Annotated in this window: 18 protein-coding genes; 12 read left to right on the plus strand and 6 right to left on the minus strand. The window is 69.6% G+C overall.

Annotated features, from left to right (window positions below; genetic code table 11):
- Nucleotides 1-4 precede the first annotated feature (4 nt).
- The 7 genes from GM656_RS15830 (at nt 5) to GM656_RS15860 (ending at nt 5,254) form a co-directional block, all read left to right on the plus strand.
- Nucleotides 5-1,042 carry an ABC transporter permease gene (locus GM656_RS15830; RefSeq protein ID WP_162414650.1) on the plus strand — a complete coding sequence of 346 codons (1,038 nt, stop codon included), beginning with the start codon at nt 5-7 and terminating at the stop codon, nt 1,040-1,042.
- The gene (locus GM656_RS15835) at nt 1,042-2,175 is read left to right on the plus strand and encodes an ABC transporter ATP-binding protein (RefSeq protein WP_162414651.1); all 1,134 of its coding nucleotides are present in this window, start codon (nt 1,042-1,044) and stop codon (nt 2,173-2,175) included. Before GM656_RS15830 ends, GM656_RS15835 begins: the two co-directional genes overlap by 1 nt.
- Nucleotides 2,168-3,481: an ABC transporter ATP-binding protein gene (locus GM656_RS15840; protein ID WP_162414652.1), complete on the plus strand. Its 1,314-nt coding sequence runs from the start codon at nt 2,168-2,170 to the stop codon at nt 3,479-3,481. The genes GM656_RS15835 and GM656_RS15840 overlap by 8 nt, the downstream gene beginning before the upstream one ends.
- 153 nt (nt 3,482-3,634) lie before the next feature.
- The gene (locus GM656_RS15845; RefSeq protein ID WP_162414653.1) at nt 3,635-3,880 is read left to right on the plus strand and encodes a UPF0175 family protein; all 246 of its coding nucleotides are present in this window, start codon (nt 3,635-3,637) and stop codon (nt 3,878-3,880) included.
- A complete protein-coding gene (locus GM656_RS15850; protein WP_162414654.1) occupies nt 3,870-4,361 on the plus strand; it encodes a DUF3368 domain-containing protein in 492 nt (163 codons plus the stop codon). Before GM656_RS15845 ends, GM656_RS15850 begins: the two co-directional genes overlap by 11 nt.
- 94 nt (nt 4,362-4,455) lie before the next feature.
- The gene (locus GM656_RS15855) at nt 4,456-4,659 is read left to right on the plus strand and encodes a hypothetical protein (protein WP_162414655.1); all 204 of its coding nucleotides are present in this window, start codon (nt 4,456-4,458) and stop codon (nt 4,657-4,659) included.
- A gap of 70 nt (nt 4,660-4,729) precedes the next feature.
- The gene (locus tag GM656_RS15860; RefSeq protein ID WP_162414656.1) at nt 4,730-5,254 is read left to right on the plus strand and encodes a hypothetical protein; all 525 of its coding nucleotides are present in this window, start codon (nt 4,730-4,732) and stop codon (nt 5,252-5,254) included.
- Nucleotides 5,255-5,278: 24 nt separating this feature from the next.
- Here the strand turns inward: GM656_RS15860 and GM656_RS15865 are convergent, their stop codons facing one another.
- Nucleotides 5,279-6,349 carry a DUF4350 domain-containing protein gene (locus GM656_RS15865; protein WP_162414657.1) on the minus strand — a complete coding sequence of 357 codons (1,071 nt, stop codon included), beginning with the start codon at nt 6,347-6,349 and terminating at the stop codon, nt 5,279-5,281.
- A complete protein-coding gene (locus GM656_RS15870; protein WP_174242997.1) occupies nt 6,342-7,301 on the minus strand; it encodes a S49 family peptidase in 960 nt (319 codons plus the stop codon). The genes GM656_RS15865 and GM656_RS15870 overlap by 8 nt, the downstream gene beginning before the upstream one ends.
- A gap of 178 nt (nt 7,302-7,479) precedes the next feature.
- Between GM656_RS15870 and GM656_RS15875 the strand changes: the two genes are divergently transcribed.
- The 4 genes from GM656_RS15875 to GM656_RS15890 all read left to right on the plus strand — a co-directional run bounded on the left by GM656_RS15875 (nt 7,480) and on the right by GM656_RS15890 (nt 10,589).
- Nucleotides 7,480-8,364, plus strand: coding sequence for an aldo/keto reductase (locus tag GM656_RS15875; protein WP_162414658.1), 885 nt, complete (start codon nt 7,480-7,482; stop codon nt 8,362-8,364).
- 1 nt (nt 8,365) lies between these two features.
- Nucleotides 8,366-9,094 carry a class I SAM-dependent methyltransferase gene (locus GM656_RS15880; protein ID WP_162414659.1) on the plus strand — a complete coding sequence of 243 codons (729 nt, stop codon included), beginning with the start codon at nt 8,366-8,368 and terminating at the stop codon, nt 9,092-9,094.
- Between the two features lie 295 nt (nt 9,095-9,389).
- Nucleotides 9,390-9,716: a cupin domain-containing protein gene (locus GM656_RS15885; protein WP_162414660.1), complete on the plus strand. Its 327-nt coding sequence runs from the start codon at nt 9,390-9,392 to the stop codon at nt 9,714-9,716.
- Between the two features lie 78 nt (nt 9,717-9,794).
- Nucleotides 9,795-10,589 carry an HpcH/HpaI aldolase family protein gene (locus tag GM656_RS15890; RefSeq protein WP_162414661.1) on the plus strand — a complete coding sequence of 265 codons (795 nt, stop codon included), beginning with the start codon at nt 9,795-9,797 and terminating at the stop codon, nt 10,587-10,589.
- Between the two features lie 58 nt (nt 10,590-10,647).
- Here GM656_RS15890 and GM656_RS15895 read toward each other — a convergent pair whose 3' ends face one another.
- Nucleotides 10,648-11,667: a transcription initiation factor IIB gene (locus GM656_RS15895; protein WP_162414662.1), complete on the minus strand. Its 1,020-nt coding sequence runs from the start codon at nt 11,665-11,667 to the stop codon at nt 10,648-10,650.
- A 268-nt stretch (nt 11,668-11,935) separates the two neighbouring features.
- The gene (locus GM656_RS15900) at nt 11,936-12,721 is read right to left on the minus strand and encodes a helix-turn-helix domain-containing protein (RefSeq protein WP_162414663.1); all 786 of its coding nucleotides are present in this window, start codon (nt 12,719-12,721) and stop codon (nt 11,936-11,938) included.
- A gap of 94 nt (nt 12,722-12,815) precedes the next feature.
- Here GM656_RS15900 and GM656_RS15905 point away from each other — a divergent pair, with 94 nt between their 5' ends.
- Nucleotides 12,816-13,211: a hypothetical protein gene (locus GM656_RS15905; RefSeq protein ID WP_162414664.1), complete on the plus strand. Its 396-nt coding sequence runs from the start codon at nt 12,816-12,818 to the stop codon at nt 13,209-13,211.
- A gap of 25 nt (nt 13,212-13,236) precedes the next feature.
- Here GM656_RS15905 and GM656_RS15910 read toward each other — a convergent pair whose 3' ends face one another.
- Together GM656_RS15910 and GM656_RS15915 are read right to left on the minus strand one after the other, a co-directional pair.
- Complete coding sequence (locus GM656_RS15910) at nt 13,237-14,043, minus strand: DUF7537 family lipoprotein (protein ID WP_162414665.1); 807 nt, start codon at nt 14,041-14,043, stop codon at nt 13,237-13,239.
- A 156-nt stretch (nt 14,044-14,199) separates the two neighbouring features.
- Complete coding sequence (locus tag GM656_RS15915; protein WP_162414666.1) at nt 14,200-15,162, minus strand: C-terminal binding protein; 963 nt, start codon at nt 15,160-15,162, stop codon at nt 14,200-14,202.
- Nucleotides 15,163-15,442 lie beyond the last annotated feature (280 nt).

Below are 15,442 nucleotides of genomic sequence, written 5' to 3' on the forward strand. Positions count from 1 at the left end.
ATCTATGAGCTCTGAACGAGGCCGCATCCGGATCACGGGGTTCGACGCCGACGCCGTCGAGCGCCGCGAGCCGCTGTCGGACTGGACCGAGAATCGAGCGGGAGAGACCGAGGGGCGCTGGGAGCGCGGCTGGCGGGAGTTCCGCCAGAACCGCAGCGCCATGCTCGGCCTGTACGTCGTCGCGGCGATGGCGCTGCTGGCGGTGTTCGCCCGGCCGATCACCGTCGCCGGCGTCACCGTCCAGCCGTTCGCGCTCGCTCCCTACCGGCCGGACGCCATCCTCTACGTCCAGGGGCTCGACGTGAGCGCCTACGAGGCCCCGTCGCTGGCCCACCCGTTCGGCACCGACGGCTCGGCGCGGGACGTGTTCTCCCGCGTGCTGTACGGCGGGCGCTTCAGCCTCTCGATCGGCTTCATCGTCGTCTTCGTCACCGCCGCCATCGGGCTGGTGTACGGCGCCGTCGCGGGCTACTACGGCGGCTGGGTCGACGAGGTGATGATGCGCGTGCTCGACCTCATCTTCGCGTTCCCGGGCCTCCTGCTCGCGCTCATCATCGTCGCCGTCCTGGGCAAGGGCTACTGGGAGCTGGTGCTCGCGTTCACCGCCATCGGCTGGGCCGGCTACGCCCGGCTGATACGCGGGGAGATCCTGAAAGTCAAAGAGAACGAGTACGTGACGGCGGCGAAGGCGCTCGGCGCGCGGGACCGCCGCGTCATCTTCCGGCACGTCGTCCCCAACGCCGTCGCGCCGCTCATCGTGCAGGCCTCGCTCTCCATCGGGACGGTCGTCATCGGCGTCGCCGCGCTGGGCTTTCTCGGCCTCGGCCTCCCGCCGGGGTCCGCCGAGTGGGGGACGATGCTCGACCAGACGCGCGAGACCATCGTCCAGGGCCCCGGCGGGACGATTCCCTGGTGGGTCACCGTCTTCCCGGGCGGCGCGATCTTCCTGTTCGTCATGTCGATGAACCTCATCGGCGACGGCATCAACGACGCGCTCGACGCCCAGGAAGGCGAGGACGTGGCCCGCGGGGGCGAGGTCTGATGGCCCTGCTCGAAGTCGACGACCTCACGGTGAACTACTACACGGAGGAGGGCGTCGTCACCGCCGTCGAGGACCTCTCCTTTCGCATCGACCGCGGCGAGAAGTTCGGCGTCGTCGGCGAGAGCGGCGCGGGCAAGAGCGTCACCGCGCTCTCGCTGCTGCGCCTCGTCGAGCGCTCGGGCCGCATCGAGAGCGGCGAGATCCGATTCAAGGGCGAGGACCTGCTGTCGATGTCCGAGTCGGCGGTCCGGGACGTGCGCGGCAACGAGATCGCGATGATCTTTCAGGACGCCCAGACCGCGTTGAACCCCGTCTACACCGTCGGCGAGCAGATCGCCGAGACGATCCGTCACCACCTCGACTACGGCGACGCGGCGGCCCGCGAGCGGACCGTCCGACTCCTCGACGACGTGGGCATCCCCGAACCGGAGGCGCGCTACGACGACTACCCCCACGAGTTCTCCGGCGGGATGCAACAGCGCGCCGTCATCGCGATGGCGCTGTCCTGCGACCCGGACCTGCTCATCGCCGACGAGCCGACGACGGCGCTCGACGTGACCATCGAGGCGAAGATTCTGGATCGCCTCGACCGCCTCGCCGCCGAGTACGACACGGCGATACAGCTCATCACCCACGACCTCGGCGTCATCGCGGAGGTCTGCGACCGGGTGCTGGTGATGTACGCCGGCCGCGCCGTCGAGCGGGCCTCCGTCGAGGAACTGTACTACGACCCGAAACACCCCTACACCGTCGGGCTGATGAGCGCCATCCCCCGCATCGGCGACCGGCAGGACCGCCTCCAGACGATTCCGGGGACGATGCCGGACCTCGTCGAGGTCCCGTCGGGGTGTAGCTTCCACCCCCGGTGTCCGTTCGCCGAGGAGGCGTGTACGCGCACGCGCCCCCAACTCGTCGACCCGGCGACGGGCGAGCGCGCCGGCCCCGACGAGCGCTCGGCCGCCTGTCTGGCCTACACCGGCGATCTGGACGGCGAACTCGACTACGAGGTCGAAGTGCGGGGCCGCGACGCCGGTGCGGCGACTGCGGAGTCCGAGCCGCCGGAGCCCGACGGTGGTGGAGTCGACCGCGGGGCGGACCCGGACGCCGATTCGGAGGGGAAAGCGGATGAGTGACACGCGCGAGCCGATCCTCGAAGTCGAGGGGCTCACGAAGTACTACGAGTCCGGTGGAGGCGTCGTCGACACCCTGCTCGGCCGGAGTCAGGAGGTGAAGGCCGTCGACGGCGTCGACCTCGAACTGTACCCCGGCGAGACGCTGGGCATCGTCGGCGAGTCCGGCTGTGGCAAGACCACGCTCGCCCAGGCGCTGTTGCGGCTCATCGAACCGACGGCCGGGACCGTCCGCTACCGGGGCGAGGACCTGACCGCGGCCTCCGACGACCGCCTGCGATCGCTTCGAAAGGACATCCAGTACATCTTCCAGGACCCCTTCTCCAGCCTCAATCCGCGGCTCACGGTCGGCGACATCGTGGGCGAGCCCCTGGACATCCACGGGATCGCCGCCGGCGAGGCCCGCACCCGCCGCATCGACGACCTGCTGGAGACGGTCGGACTCAGCCAGCGCCACGCCCACCGCTACCCCCACGAGTTCTCCGGCGGGCAGCGCCAGCGCATCGGCATCGCCCGCGCGCTCGCCGTCGACCCGGAGGTCATCGTCTGCGACGAACCCGTCTCGGCGCTCGACGTGAGCGTCCAGGCGCAGATTCTCAATCTCCTCGAAGACCTCCAGGACGAGTTCGGCCTCTCCTATATCGTCATCGCCCACGACCTGAGCGTCGTCGAGCACATCGCCGACCGCGTGGGCGTCCTGTACCTCGGGGAGTTCGCCGAGATGGGCGCGACCGGGGACGTGTTCGGGCCGCCACACCACCCCTACGCCGAGGCGCTGCTGTCGGCCATCCCGGAGCCGGACCCGGGCTGGGAGGGCGACCGCATCTTCCTCTCTGGCGAGGTGCCGTCGCCGCTCGACCCGCCCGACGGCTGTCGGTTCCACACCCGCTGTCCGAAGGTCATCCAGCCCGAAGGGTCGTCGCTGTCGCAGTCGGAGTGGCGCTCGCTGCTGGACCTGAAACAGCGGCTCCGCGACGCCGACGCACTGGAGTCCGTGACCGCCGTCGCGGAGTCGGACGGCGGGGCCGCCGGGCCGGCACACCTGTCGCGGTCCGCCCTCGGCGAGCGCGTGCGCGAGGAGTTCGACCTGCCGTCGCCGGTCAGCGACGACGAGGCCGAATCGGCCCTCTCGGAGTCGATCGACCGCCTCCACGACGGGGACTTCGACGCCGCCCGAGCGGCCATCGACGACGCGTTCGAGTCGCCCTGCGAGCGGACCGACCCGCCGCTGTACGCGGTCGGCGACGGCCACCGAATCGCCTGCCTGCTCTACGGCGAGGACTACCCCGACGCGCCGGAACGAGCCTGATAGAATTTTCGCCGGCTCCAGACAGTGCAGGCGAGTTCCCCTCGAAGCCCATCCACTGCGACAGAAGCCATTCAAGCGCGGGACACACTGCCTCTCGGTGCGGTCGAGCGGCAGGGCCAAACACTCAATAATCGGGTTATCCAACAGTCACGCATGGCGACGATCGAAATCGACGAGGAGGTGTACGAGGCGTTGCAGGTACCCGACGGAGAGCGGTCACAGACGATGAAAGAGGAGTTAGCCGTGTCGCTGTACGCACGCGATGTCCTCTCGTTCGGGAAGGCACGTGCGTTAGCAGAGCTGTCGACGCGCGAGTTCCAGGCGCTCCTCGGAGAGCGAGAAATCCCGCGCCACTACACCGAAGTCGAACTCGCCGAAGACCTCGACTATGCCGAATGACGAGCTCGTCGTTTCGGACACGTCACCGCTTCTAAATCTCGCACTCATCGACCAACTCGGGCTCCTCGAAGCGCAGTTTTCCGGGATTTCGATTCCGAGGCAAGTCTGGGACGAACTCGCTGCGGGAGAGGCGGGTCTGGATGCGCTTCGCGAACTGCGCGACGATGGGTTCATCACGGTCGTCGAGGTAGAGCAGTCGAGCCTCTTTACCGAAATATTCCACGAGCTAGACCGCGGTGAAACGGCCGCGATCTGTCACGCCATCGATCATGACGCCGACCTCCTTCTCCTGGACGAAAAAGACGGTCGAAAGGTGGCTCGCAGACACGACCTGACCGTAACCGGAGTCGTTGGTATCCTGCTCCGAGGGGCAAACGCCGGTGACGTGGAACTAGAGCGAGAGCTCGACGCTCTGCGCGAGGCCGGATTCTGGCTTTCTGACGAGCTCTACTCGAAAGTTCTCGCCAAAGCAGAGAGATAGCTGTTCGATGTGGGTCCGTCCGCCCCGCTCACTATCGAATCCGCACCACGGCGATAGTCGATTTTACACGTCCGGGTCACCGAGTTCGTCGCGCATGGATTCCCGCTTCAAATGGGGGCTCGGAACGGCCCTCCTCGGTCTCCTCGGACTCGCGCTGCTGGCGAGTACCGGTGCCTTCCAGGCCCTGCTCGGTCCCGACATCCAGAACCGCCCCGTCAATCTGGCCGCCGTCGGCGGCTCGCTCCTCCTCGTCGCCTCGGGCGTCGCGACGCTGGTACAGGCGCGCCAGACCGACTGACACGCACTGCCATCGAACGGTACCGGTCCCGCGGCCAACGCTTTTCCCGCCCCGACTCGCAGTCCCGACAATGCGTCGCAGCTACGGTTCGGGGGACGACCCGGATGCGCGACCGCCGAGCGAAGGCGGCCACGGCGGCGACTCGCCGGAAGCCGCTCGGTCGCTCGACGCCGCCGCGTGGAGCGACCGCCTGCTCCCGCGGTGGCTCCGCTACCGCGCCGTCTCGGTCGCTATCGAGGTCCCGAACGAGGCGTCCACGCGGGCCGAGATTCACTTCGTCGTGACGATGAAGAACGCGCTCCCGGTGCCGGTCACGATTCCGACGGACTCGCTGCGGCCGTGGACGTGGTACGTCGACGGCCTCCCGGAGGCGTCCCACGTCGACAGCGTGCCGAACGAGGCGAGCGCCATCCGGTTCGACCGCGGCGAGCGAAAGCGGTTCCGGCGGCGCTGGGACGGGCTGTTCCGCGTCAGCGAGGACGAGTGGGAGCGCGCGCCGGCCGGCGAGTACGCTATCGGCGCGGGGCTGAGCGTGCCCGACGCCGCCGAACGCGGCCTCTACAGCGAGGCGACGGTCAGCCTCGCCGAGCGGTGAGGGCGGGGCGGCGAGCCGACGCCGTCAGGTGTCAGCCCCAGGCGTCGGCACCGGCGTCGCCGTCGGTTCCGGGGTCGGCGTGAGCGGCGTCGGTTCGGTCCCGTCCGAGTCGGTGGCCGGCGTCTCCGCACCGGTCTCGGCGTTCCCGCCCGGCGTCGCGCCGCCGCCGGTGGCCTCGCCGCCCGCGAGGAAGGCGAGGAGGTTCGAGACGAACACCTCGTTGTCGGCGTCGTACACCTCGGAGGGCGCGACGAACGAGGCGTCGGCGACGAACACGACGTTGTCGTTGCGAACGACGACCGGATACGTGCCGGTCCTGCGGGTTTCGAGCGTCCGAGTTCCCTCGACGGCGGAGATCGCCGTCTCCGTCTCGGCGTCCCTGGCCACGACGGCGTAGCCCGCGCTGTCGAACGTGACGCGCTCGACGCCGTCGGTCAGCGGTCCGTCGCCATCGGGGGTCGCGTAGATGCTCTTGAAGTTGTTGTCGTTGGCCTCGTCGTCGACGTTGTAGAGCTGTTCGGCCCCCATGCGGACGCCGTACTGCGCGGTGGCGTTGTTCGCTCCGAACGCCACGGTGGTGGTCGAGGAGGTGAGAAAGCCGGTCGAGAGGCTCGTCTGGGTGGGCTCGGCGAGGACCACCACGCGGCCGCCCTCGTCGGTGTACTCCCGCAGAGCCTCGCGTTCGTCGGGGGTGTAGCGCGCGAGCGGCTGGATCACGAGGACGCCGTCGTACTGCGAGAGGTTCGCGGCGAACGCCCCGCCGGTCCCGAACTCGACGGTGTGGCCGGCCTCGAACATCGCCTCGACGACCGGCTCCAGGTCGGCCCGCTCGTACTGATTGCTGTGGCTCGTCTCGACGAGGATGCGCTTGCCGCTGTCGGCCGTGTCGACGGCGATGCTCCCGTCCTCGGGGTCGACCGCGCTGTTGAGCGCGTCGGGCCGGAACTGCGACGGGGACTGGCCGTCGACCTGCTGGCCGTCGGGCGGACCCGATGCGCCCGGGGCGGCGAGGGCGAGCACGACGGTCCCGCCGAGGATGACGACGAGGACCACGATGAACACGCTGAGCGGCTTGACGATCCGGCCCTCAGTCATCGCGGACCACCGTCCCGTTGCCGGCGTCAGCGGGAACGCCCCACACGGCGTAATATTTGACCGGCTCGCGGAAGGTCGTCCCCTCCGACTCGGGGCGGACGACGTAGGTGACGTTGTCCGCGCCCCGAACTGTCTCGGCCCCGCTCGGAACGACGATGACGTTGAAGTTCGCACTTCCAGCGCCCTTGTAGTAGACGTCGTACCGCTCGCCCTGGATGCCGTCGGCGCGCGCGGCGGCCCGCTCGATCGCCAGCCCGCTGTCACCCATCGTGTCGGCGAACCCGTTCTCGACCGCCCGCGGCCCGAGGTAGGTGTTGCCGTTGGCGACCTCCTCCCGCGAGAGGGTCAGATTGGCCCCGCGGTGGCGCATGACCGTGCCGACGAACGACCGCTGGAGGAGCTCGATGTCCTCGCGGATGCCGTCTTTCGTCACCAGCGCCTTGTCCGGCCCGGAGCGGACGAACGTCTGGCCCTGCTGTTCGGCCTGCTCGATGGCGCTGAGCGGGGCCTGGACGATGACGCCGATGCTCCCGACGTTCGAACTCGGCTTGACGACGATCTCGTCGGCGGGAACGATGCCGTAGTACCCGCCGGAGGCCGCCGTCCCCTCCACGTAGGCGACGACTGGCATCTCGCTCGCGGTCCGGTTCACCGCGAGGTAGAACTCCTCGCTGGAGGTGACCGGGCCGCCGGGGCTGTCGATTCTGAGGACGACCGCTTCGACGGACTCGTTGGCCCGTACCTCGCGGAGGTCCTGCGCAACGGCGTTGACGGTGGCGTCGGTCGTCCCGCCCCGGAGGGTGACGACGGCGACGCTCGGCGTGTCGTCGCCGCCGGCGGGGACGGCGCTCCACACGACCGGCGCGAAGATCGCTGCGGTGACCAGCGCGAGGGTGACCGCGACGACGTACGACGCCGTCATCGCCGAGAACAATTGGTCTCTACCGAACATGTCACGACCGCACCTTGGGCCCGCCGTCTCATAAAGCCACGTCGGGTGTTCACATGCACCAGTATTGTGTCAGCCAATCGGTCAGTTATCGGCACGAAACCCGGCTGTTCAGGCAGCGTGAACGCTCTCGCGGCGACGAGCGACCAAGCGTTATTGGGGTCGGGTCCCATGACCCGGTATGGAGACTCGACCACTCGGCGACACCGGGCAGGAGAGCGCGGTGATGACCTTCGGCGCGATCGCGCTCAACTGGCTCGAACAGGAGGGCGCGAACCAGATGGTCGAACTGGTGCTCGATCACGGGGTCAACCACTTCGACGTGGCCCCGACCTACGGCGACGCGGAGCTGAAGCTGGGGCCGAAGCTCCGACAGCATCGCGACGACATCTTCCTCGGCTGCAAGACGCAGGAGCGCGATTACGAGGGGGCAAAGCGCAAACTGGAGCGCTCGCTCGATCGCCTCGGCGTCGACAGCATCGACCTCCACCAGTTCCACGGGCTGGAGTACGAGGAGGAACTGGACACGATCACCGGCGACGGCGGCGCGCTGGAGGTCTACCGCGAGGCGAAAGCCGAGGGGAAGATCGACCACATCGGCCTCACCAGCCACGGCGACCCCGACCTCATCCTCGACGCCATCGACCGCATCGACGACCTGGAGACGGTGATGTTCCCGTACAACCCCGTCGTCGCCGGCAAGGACGACGCGGAACACGACTACGAGGCCGTCCTGGAGCGCTGCGAGGCGGAGGGCATCGGCACGCTCGGCATCAAGGCCTTCGCGAAGGGGCCGTGGCCGTCGACCGACGAGCTGCCGGAGGCGGACCGCCCGTACGCGAACTGGTACGAGCCGGTCGATTCGCCCGACGAGATCCGCGAGCGCTTCGACTTCGCCGCCTCGCGCGGCCTCGACACCGTCGTCAATCCCGGCGACCCGAAGCTCGTCGCGATGGTGCTCGACGCGGCCAGCCGCTACGAGGGGATGGACGAGGCCCGCCAGCGCGCGCTGATCGAGGAGCTGCGCCACGAGGACAGCCCCGTCCCCGAACAGCTCCACCACTGAGGTGGGCGTCGACGTTCCGCGGACCGTCAGGACGGCGCTGGCCGACCGACCCGTCCGGGGCCGCGTCTGCCTCGAAGCCGGGGCCGGCGTCGGCAACGCGACGGCCGGCCTGCTGGACGCCGGCGCGAGCCGCGTCTACGCCGTGACGAACGACCCCGAGCACGCCGCGGCGGTCCGCGAGCGCCTCGGACGCACGCACCCGGACCGGCTCGTCGTCGTCGAGGCCGACCTCCGGGCGACGCCGCTCGCGACCGACAGCGTCGACGTGGTGACCGCTCACGGTCTCTGTAACGTCCTCGACCCGCCGGCGCTCGACCGCGTCGCGGCGGAGCTGTCGCGAGTCGCCCGCCCGGACGCGCACCTCGTCGTCGACGACTACGCGCCGCCGCCGGAGGAGGCCGCAGTCTCGCGGCTGTTCGCGCTCGAAAACGCGGCTGCACGGCTCGTCGACGGCCGGCCGCTGCTCACCTTCTACCCGGCCGATCTCCTCGCCGGCGTCTTCGCCGGCCACGGGTGGGCGTTCGAGCGCCGCGAGACGCTCCTGGACCCGGTGCCCTGGACCGAAGCGCATCTGAAAGCCCACGCGAACGAGGTCCGCGACCGCGCGGCGGCGCTTCCGTCCGCTCTGGGCGACCCGCTGGAAGCGATGGCCGACGACCTCGTCGACGACATCGGCTCGGAGCGTGCTGGGGAGATGTACAGCCTGGCGTTCCGGCGAACGGACGAGTGAGCCGGGTCCGACGGCTCGCGTCGGACCGTTTCTGAACCGCCAAGACGCCGCATGGTGTCGCCATCCAGCCAACCGACGCGGGTGGGACTGAAAGGGGCCGCTCGCTCGCGCCGGTGGAGTCGCCTGAGCGACCCCTCTCCAAGCGAGCGACGCGAGCGCGGAGATGTCGCTCAGCGACCGCGAGCGGGCGGGGGCTTTCTGGCAGTTTCAGGCGACGATTTCCCCGCGTGTCCAGTTCGAGACACCAGCGAGCTATCGACCAATCGTATAAGAGACGGGCGGCCGACGTGCCGGTATGACGCTCGACCGACTCTCCGCGTTCGACGCCGATCCGGCGGCGGGCGAGGTCCTCGACGGCGAACTGGCGGTGACCGACGACGTGCTCGTGAAGGCGTTCGCGCTCGGGCCGGACGCCCGGATCGACCCGCACGAACACGGCGACGCGACGAACGTGTTCCACGTCCTCCGCGGCGAGGTGACGGTCCGGCGAGACGACGACGAAGAGGCGATCACCGCGCCGGGAGTGGTCCTGAACGAGCGCGGGCAGGTCCACGGGGCGCACAACCACACAGACGATGTGGCGGTGCTGACCGCGAGCCTCTGCCCGCTCCCGGGGCAGTAGCGCGACGGAACCGGGCGCTACCGGGGGACCGCGACGCCCCCGCACCACGCTTATTGCCACCACGGCCCACGGGCCGGTATGGCCCGACCACTCCCGACGAACGGGCTCCGCGCACAGATCGAGGACGGGGGCGTCGCGCTGGGCGTCCTCGACAACACGTACAGTCCGACGCTGGTGGAGTTCTACGGCGACCTCGGCGTCGACTTCGTGTGGCTCGACTTCGAGCACGGCGGGCCGGACCCGTGGGACGCCGCCACCGTCGAGAACCTCCTGCGCGCGGCCGACGGCACGGGGACCGAACTGCTGGTCAGGCTCCCGGACTCGTCGCCGACGCTGGTCCGCAAGGCGCTCGACCTGGGGGTCAGGAACCTCTTTCTGCCGCGGGTCGAGTCCGCCGCGGAGGTGCGCGAGGCGGTCAAGTCCGCGCGGTTCCGGTACGACGGCGCGGCCGGCGACCGGGGACTGGCCGCGCCGAGAGCGCGACGCTGGGGCCTGGGCGAGAACTACGTCGAGGCGTCGGACCGGGAGACGCTCGTCGGGACGACCATCGAGACGGCGGCCGCCGTCGAGAACATCGACGCGATACTGGACGTGCCGGAACTGGGCTTCGTGTTCCTGGGGCCGTTCGACCTCTCCGTATCGCTCGGTCACCCGGGCGAGATCGACCATCCCGAAGTCCGGGAAGCCGTCGAGACGGTCCGCTCGGCGGCGGTGGCGGCGGGCGTCACCGTCGGCGGACTGGGCTTCGGGATGGACGACGTGAACGAGAAGGCCGAAAACGGCTACCAGATACTCCACGTGGGGAGCACGACGGGCGCGCTCCAGAACGCGGTCAGCGGGTGGCTCGACGGCTTCGAGGGGGCGCGGGAGTAGAACGAGTTCGGGCGCAGGAGTAACAACGAGAACGAGATGACGCGGCTCGAAGCGCCGATCAGGCGCTCGCGCCGGACTCGGAGCAGGCCGCGGCGTCGACCGCGCCGTCGTCGAGGTCCGCCTCGGCTTCGAGCAGTTCGCGGTAGCGCTCGCGGATGGTGACGGTGCTGATGTCGGTCGCCTCGCTGACCGTCTCCTGGGTCATCTCCTCGCCGAGCAGCAGGCCGGCGGCGTAGATGGCCGCGGCGGCGAGGCCGACGGGGCTCTTGCCGCTGTGGACGTTGGCCTCCTTGCCGGCCTCGATGAGGGTGCGGGCCTTGCGCTCCAGTTCGTCGTCGGCGTCGAGTTCGGAGACGAACTTGCTGACGTAGGTCGCGGGGTCCGGCGGCCCGACCTGCAGCGCGAGTTCTCGGTTGATGTAGCGGTAGGCGCGGGTGAACTCCATCTCGTCGACGCGGCTGACGACGGCCATGTCGTCGAGCGTCTGCGGGAGGTTCGCCTGCCGGATGGCGGCGTACAGCGACGCCGTCGCCATCCCCTCGATGGAGCGGCCCGGCAGCAGGCCCTCGTCCAGCGCGCGGCGGTAGATGACGCTGGCCGTCTCGCGGGCGCTCTCGGGGACGCCGAGGGCGCTGCCCATCCGGTCGATCTCGCCGAGGGCCTGCTTGAGGTTGCGCTCGGCGTGGTCGCGCGTGCGGAAGCGCTCGTCCCACGTCCGGAGGCGCTGCATCTTCTCGCGCTGGCGCGTCGACAGGGAGTTGCCGTAGGCGTCCTTGTCCTGCCAGCCGATGTTGGTCGAGAGGCCCTTGTCGTGTTTCAGTTCGGTCGTCGGCGCGCCGACGCGCCGCTTGGCGTCGCGCTCCTGGCTGTCGAAGGCGCGCCACTCCGGCCCGTGGTCGATCTCGCCCTCGTCGACGACGAGTCCGCAGGACTCACAGACGGTCTCGCCGCGGCTCTCGTCGGTCGCGAGCGTGCCGCCGCAGTCGGGGCAGGCGTGGCTGGTGCTCGCCTCGCGCTCGGCCTGTTCGTCCACGCTGTCGCCGCGTTCGTCGGGTGAGTAGATGCTGCGTGTCGTCATTGTGTGTGGGTGCGAGCGCCGGGACCGTCGCTCGCGCTCGTACCGATATAATGGGGTGCATCGGGCATCATTACTCGGTTGGCATATGCCGAACCGTGAACTGCGTGTCAGTTTATTCGAGTTGGGCGTGGCGGTTCGGTAGGCCGAAGTCCCGTGGTTTCGCCGTCGCGAGTCGAGACGCGTCGGTCCCGTCGAGCAGTGTCGTTCGACTGGACCAGTGGTTTCGAGGCGCGGGAGAAGCGACGCCGAGAGAGCGGGAGCGCGGACGCTACACGCCGGAGCGGCCAATGCGGAGGCGACCCCCTTCGGCGACGTCCTCGTCGGCCTGGACCGGCCCCATCGAACGGGTGACGAAGGAGCGGACGATCCACGCCTCGGCCCGCTGGAGGCGGTACTGGAGCGTCGACCGGGACACGTCGAGGCGCTCGGCGAGGTCGGTGAGCGAGATGTCGCGGGGCGTCCGGTAGTAGCCGTGTTCGACGGCGGCCTCGACGGCGGCCTGTTGCTCGGGCGGCAGTTCCGCGAGCGTCACGGCCTCGTCCACCCAGTACGACGGCGAGCCGAGCTGGCGGAACTCGACGGTGAGCCCGGGCCGGAGTTCGGCCTCCATCGCCTCGAACAGGCCGTCGACGCCGGCGTCGTCGCACAGCAGGAGCCGCCACTCACAGCGGCTCTGGCGGCGCTCGGTCTCACAGAGGACGCCCGGACCGACGTGCTCGATGGCCAGCCGCGGGATGGAGTGGCAGTCGCCGGCCTCCGAGCGGTAACTGTACACCGTCCGCACGCCGGGCTCGGAGCCGATGACCTCGTACGTCCAGTCGGTCTTGCAGTCGCGGGTCCCGATGCACTCCGTGCACTGGACCGGGTCGTCGTACACCTCGTCGAGCCGTTCGAGCGCCGTCTCGGGGCCGGCGACCCGCTCCAGTCGCCACATCCCGTCCTCGGTGACGTTGCACGCGATGGTCCGCGAGTGCGCCGACGGATGGTCGATGAACACGTCCATCACGGGGTCGACGCCCCGTTCGTAGTCGATGGTGAAGATGAACTCCCGCATAGGCTCCCAGAGGGAGGCCAGCCGCTTTAGCCATACGGTTCGTTCGGCGCATGCCAACCGAGCGGTCATACTGGGAGACGGCCATCTATGGAATATGTCCTGCCCCTGCTCACTCGACGCCGGAGCGCCGCCGGGAGACGCGTCGGCCGACGCCGAGGACACCCGCTCGCGCGAGCGCGGCGGTCGACTCCCGACACACAACTGGCGACACACGGTGGTCTACGGCCTCGTGTTCTGGGCGGTCGTGATCGGCGCGTGGATCGCCGTTCCCGCCGGCCACCCGTTCCAGTTGGGCGTGGCCCTCTCCGGCCTGTTCGCGGCCCCGCTGTTGCCCGTCGCGCTGTGCTGTGACTACCGTCAGGCCAGGCAGTTCGGGACGTGTGAGCCCGGCGTCCGGGCCTACCTCGCGAACCTGGCGACCGACCTCGCGACGGCGCTCGCCGGCCGGCGAGCGCTCGGCGACGAGCGCCGGGAGTTCACGCGCTGCTGACGGTGCTACCGTCGGCCGACGCCGCTCACGAGCCCGTGCCGGACCCCTGAGCGCGAGCCTCCTCCAGCCAGTCCGGGTCGGGGACGCTCGTCGCGCCCACGTCGGTCACCTCGTAGCGCCACTCGACCGAGACCGTCTCGCCCTCGTCGGTCTCGCCGGTCAGCGTCCACGCCGTCTGGCGCGCCAGGCCGTCCTCGTCGACCAGCACCGCGACGGTGAAGTCCGTCACCGTCACGTTGTCGCTCGACCCGATGGTGCCGGCCCCGAACTGCCGCCAGGCGCCGAGGTCCGAGTACTCGTAGCGGTCCACGGTGACGCCGTCGAACGTCTCGGTCCCGACGAAGCGGGCGTCGTCGACGGTCTCGTAGCTGATCGCGCCGCGGTCGACGGCGGACTGGAACGCGGTGTCGTCCTGGGGCCTGATCTGGTAGAACGCCTCGCCGTCCGTCGCGTACCGCGTGTAGGCCGACCCGTCGGCGACGAACGTCTCGAAGTCCGTCTGTGACTCCGCCCCGGTCATGGCGAACGTCTCCAGCGAGCGGTTCTCGCGGAGGTCGACCCGGTACGTGTCGGTGATCGTGGCCGTCTCGCCGCTCTCGGTGGTCGAGTACGACCACGTCGCGGTGAAGCTGCCCGCCTCGCGCAGGAGTCGCTCCGTCTCGCCCACGTCGAACTCGTCGCCGTCGGCGACGCCGCCGTCGCCCGCCGAGTTACCGTCTCCCGCAGACGACCCGTCGGCGCTCTCTCCGTCCGTCGCCGGTCCGCCCCCGCCGAGACAGCCGGCGACGACGAGCAGCGACACGACCAGCACCGTGAGCATCCGTGATCTCATGCTCTCACTGACGCCGCCGAACGAGATAAGCTAGTACGATTGATACGACAACGGTCGGACAGCAACGGTCGGACTCGGAACCGAACCGAGAGCGACCGTGCGACGGTATCCCTCGCCGCAATGGCGGATTCGACGAGTGTCAGCGCACCTGCACGCTCACAGCCAGTCGGTGTCCGGGTCGATGCGATCCGGCGGCGTCTCGCCGGCGAGGGCGGCGCGGACGTTCGCCGCGACGGCGTCGTTCAGGTCCGCGCGGGCCTCCTCGGAGTACCACGCGGCGTGGGGAGTGACGACGCAGTTGTCGAGGCCGAGCAACGGGTGGTCGGCGGCCGGCGGTTCCTCGGTCAGCACGTCGAGGCCGGCGGCGGCGATGGTCCCGTCCGCCAGGGCCGCCCGGAGCGCCGCCTCGTCGACGAGGCCGCCGCGTCCGGTGTTGACGAGGACGGCGTGGTCGCGCATCGCCGCGAGCGCGTCGGCGTCGACCATGCCCCGGGTGTCGTCGGTCAGCGGCGCGTGCAGGGAGACGTAGTCGGCCCGCTCGTAGAGGTCGTCCAGCGCGACCTTCTCCACGTCCGCGGCGGCCATCTCGTCGGCGTCGACGTACGGGTCGTATGCGATTACCTCGAGGTCGAACCCGCGCACCAGTTCGCGCGTCCGGCGGGCGAGCGGGCCGAAGGAGACGAGGCCCAGGGTTCGCCCCCTGACGCGGCGGACCGCTCGGGTCCGCTCCCAGCCCCACCCGCCGTCGCGGACGTCGCGGTCGTAGGCGGCGACGGCGCGGACGCAGTCGAGCAGCAGCGTCACCGTGTGGGTCGCCACCTCGTCGGTGCAGTAGTCGGGGACGTTCGTGACGACGACCCCGTTGTCCGCCGCCGCCCGCACGTCGACGTTGTCGACGCCGACGCCCGCCCTGGCGACGATTTGGAGGTCGTCGAGCGCGTCGAGGACCGCGGCCGTGACCGGCGTGTTCACGTCGACGACGAGGCCCTGCGCGCCCGCGGCCGCCGCCCGGAGGTCGGCTTCGCCGTCCGTCTCCGCGGCGACGACCTCGGCGTCGAGCGCCGCCCGCAGTCTCTCGGTGTCGATCATCGGATCGTCGCTCGCGACCACTCGTGGCATATCCGGAGGGAAGTGTCCCCCAAGTAAAACGGGCCGGTGACGTTCCCACGGGGCCGGAATACCGACGATAGTCCGTGAGAGACGAGTGATAGCGCACGGCGAGAGAGAGAGGTGAATTAAACACACATCATATATTTATAATATCTGAATTTCGAATATATATTCGAGACCGGGTAGTTCCCACGTGTGTGAAAGCGCGTTTCAGACACCATATCGTTGCTTTGCTAGTTGCAGTCGGATCGATGAAACGTTCAACAGAAATTCGTCGTCCGGGATTTGA

The sequence above is a fragment of the Haloarcula salina genome, from assembly GCF_010119195.1.
Classification (GTDB): Archaea; Halobacteriota; Halobacteria; order Halobacteriales; family Haloarculaceae; genus Haloarcula; species Haloarcula salina.

Coding starts and splice junctions, on each gene's coding strand:
- GM656_RS15830 (WP_162414650.1), top strand. CDS start 5: ATGAGCTCTGAACGAGGCCGCATCCGGATCACGGGGTTCGACGCCGAC.
- GM656_RS15835 (WP_162414651.1), top strand. CDS start 1,042: ATGGCCCTGCTCGAAGTCGACGACCTCACGGTGAACTACTACACGGAG.
- GM656_RS15840 (WP_162414652.1), top strand. CDS start 2,168: ATGAGTGACACGCGCGAGCCGATCCTCGAAGTCGAGGGGCTCACGAAG.
- GM656_RS15845 (WP_162414653.1), top strand. CDS start 3,635: ATGGCGACGATCGAAATCGACGAGGAGGTGTACGAGGCGTTGCAGGTA.
- GM656_RS15850 (WP_162414654.1), top strand. CDS start 3,870: ATGCCGAATGACGAGCTCGTCGTTTCGGACACGTCACCGCTTCTAAAT.
- GM656_RS15855 (WP_162414655.1), top strand. CDS start 4,456: ATGGATTCCCGCTTCAAATGGGGGCTCGGAACGGCCCTCCTCGGTCTC.
- GM656_RS15860 (WP_162414656.1), top strand. CDS start 4,730: ATGCGTCGCAGCTACGGTTCGGGGGACGACCCGGATGCGCGACCGCCG.
- GM656_RS15865 (WP_162414657.1), bottom strand. CDS start 6,349: ATGACTGAGGGCCGGATCGTCAAGCCGCTCAGCGTGTTCATCGTGGTC.
- GM656_RS15870 (WP_174242997.1), bottom strand. CDS start 7,301: ATGTTCGGTAGAGACCAATTGTTCTCGGCGATGACGGCGTCGTACGTC.
- GM656_RS15875 (WP_162414658.1), top strand. CDS start 7,480: ATGGAGACTCGACCACTCGGCGACACCGGGCAGGAGAGCGCGGTGATG.
- GM656_RS15885 (WP_162414660.1), top strand. CDS start 9,390: ATGACGCTCGACCGACTCTCCGCGTTCGACGCCGATCCGGCGGCGGGC.
- GM656_RS15890 (WP_162414661.1), top strand. CDS start 9,795: ATGGCCCGACCACTCCCGACGAACGGGCTCCGCGCACAGATCGAGGAC.
- GM656_RS15895 (WP_162414662.1), bottom strand. CDS start 11,667: ATGACGACACGCAGCATCTACTCACCCGACGAACGCGGCGACAGCGTG.
- GM656_RS15900 (WP_162414663.1), bottom strand. CDS start 12,721: ATGCGGGAGTTCATCTTCACCATCGACTACGAACGGGGCGTCGACCCC.
- GM656_RS15905 (WP_162414664.1), top strand. CDS start 12,816: ATGTCCTGCCCCTGCTCACTCGACGCCGGAGCGCCGCCGGGAGACGCG.
- GM656_RS15910 (WP_162414665.1), bottom strand. CDS start 14,043: ATGAGATCACGGATGCTCACGGTGCTGGTCGTGTCGCTGCTCGTCGTC.
- GM656_RS15915 (WP_162414666.1), bottom strand. CDS start 15,162: ATGCCACGAGTGGTCGCGAGCGACGATCCGATGATCGACACCGAGAGA.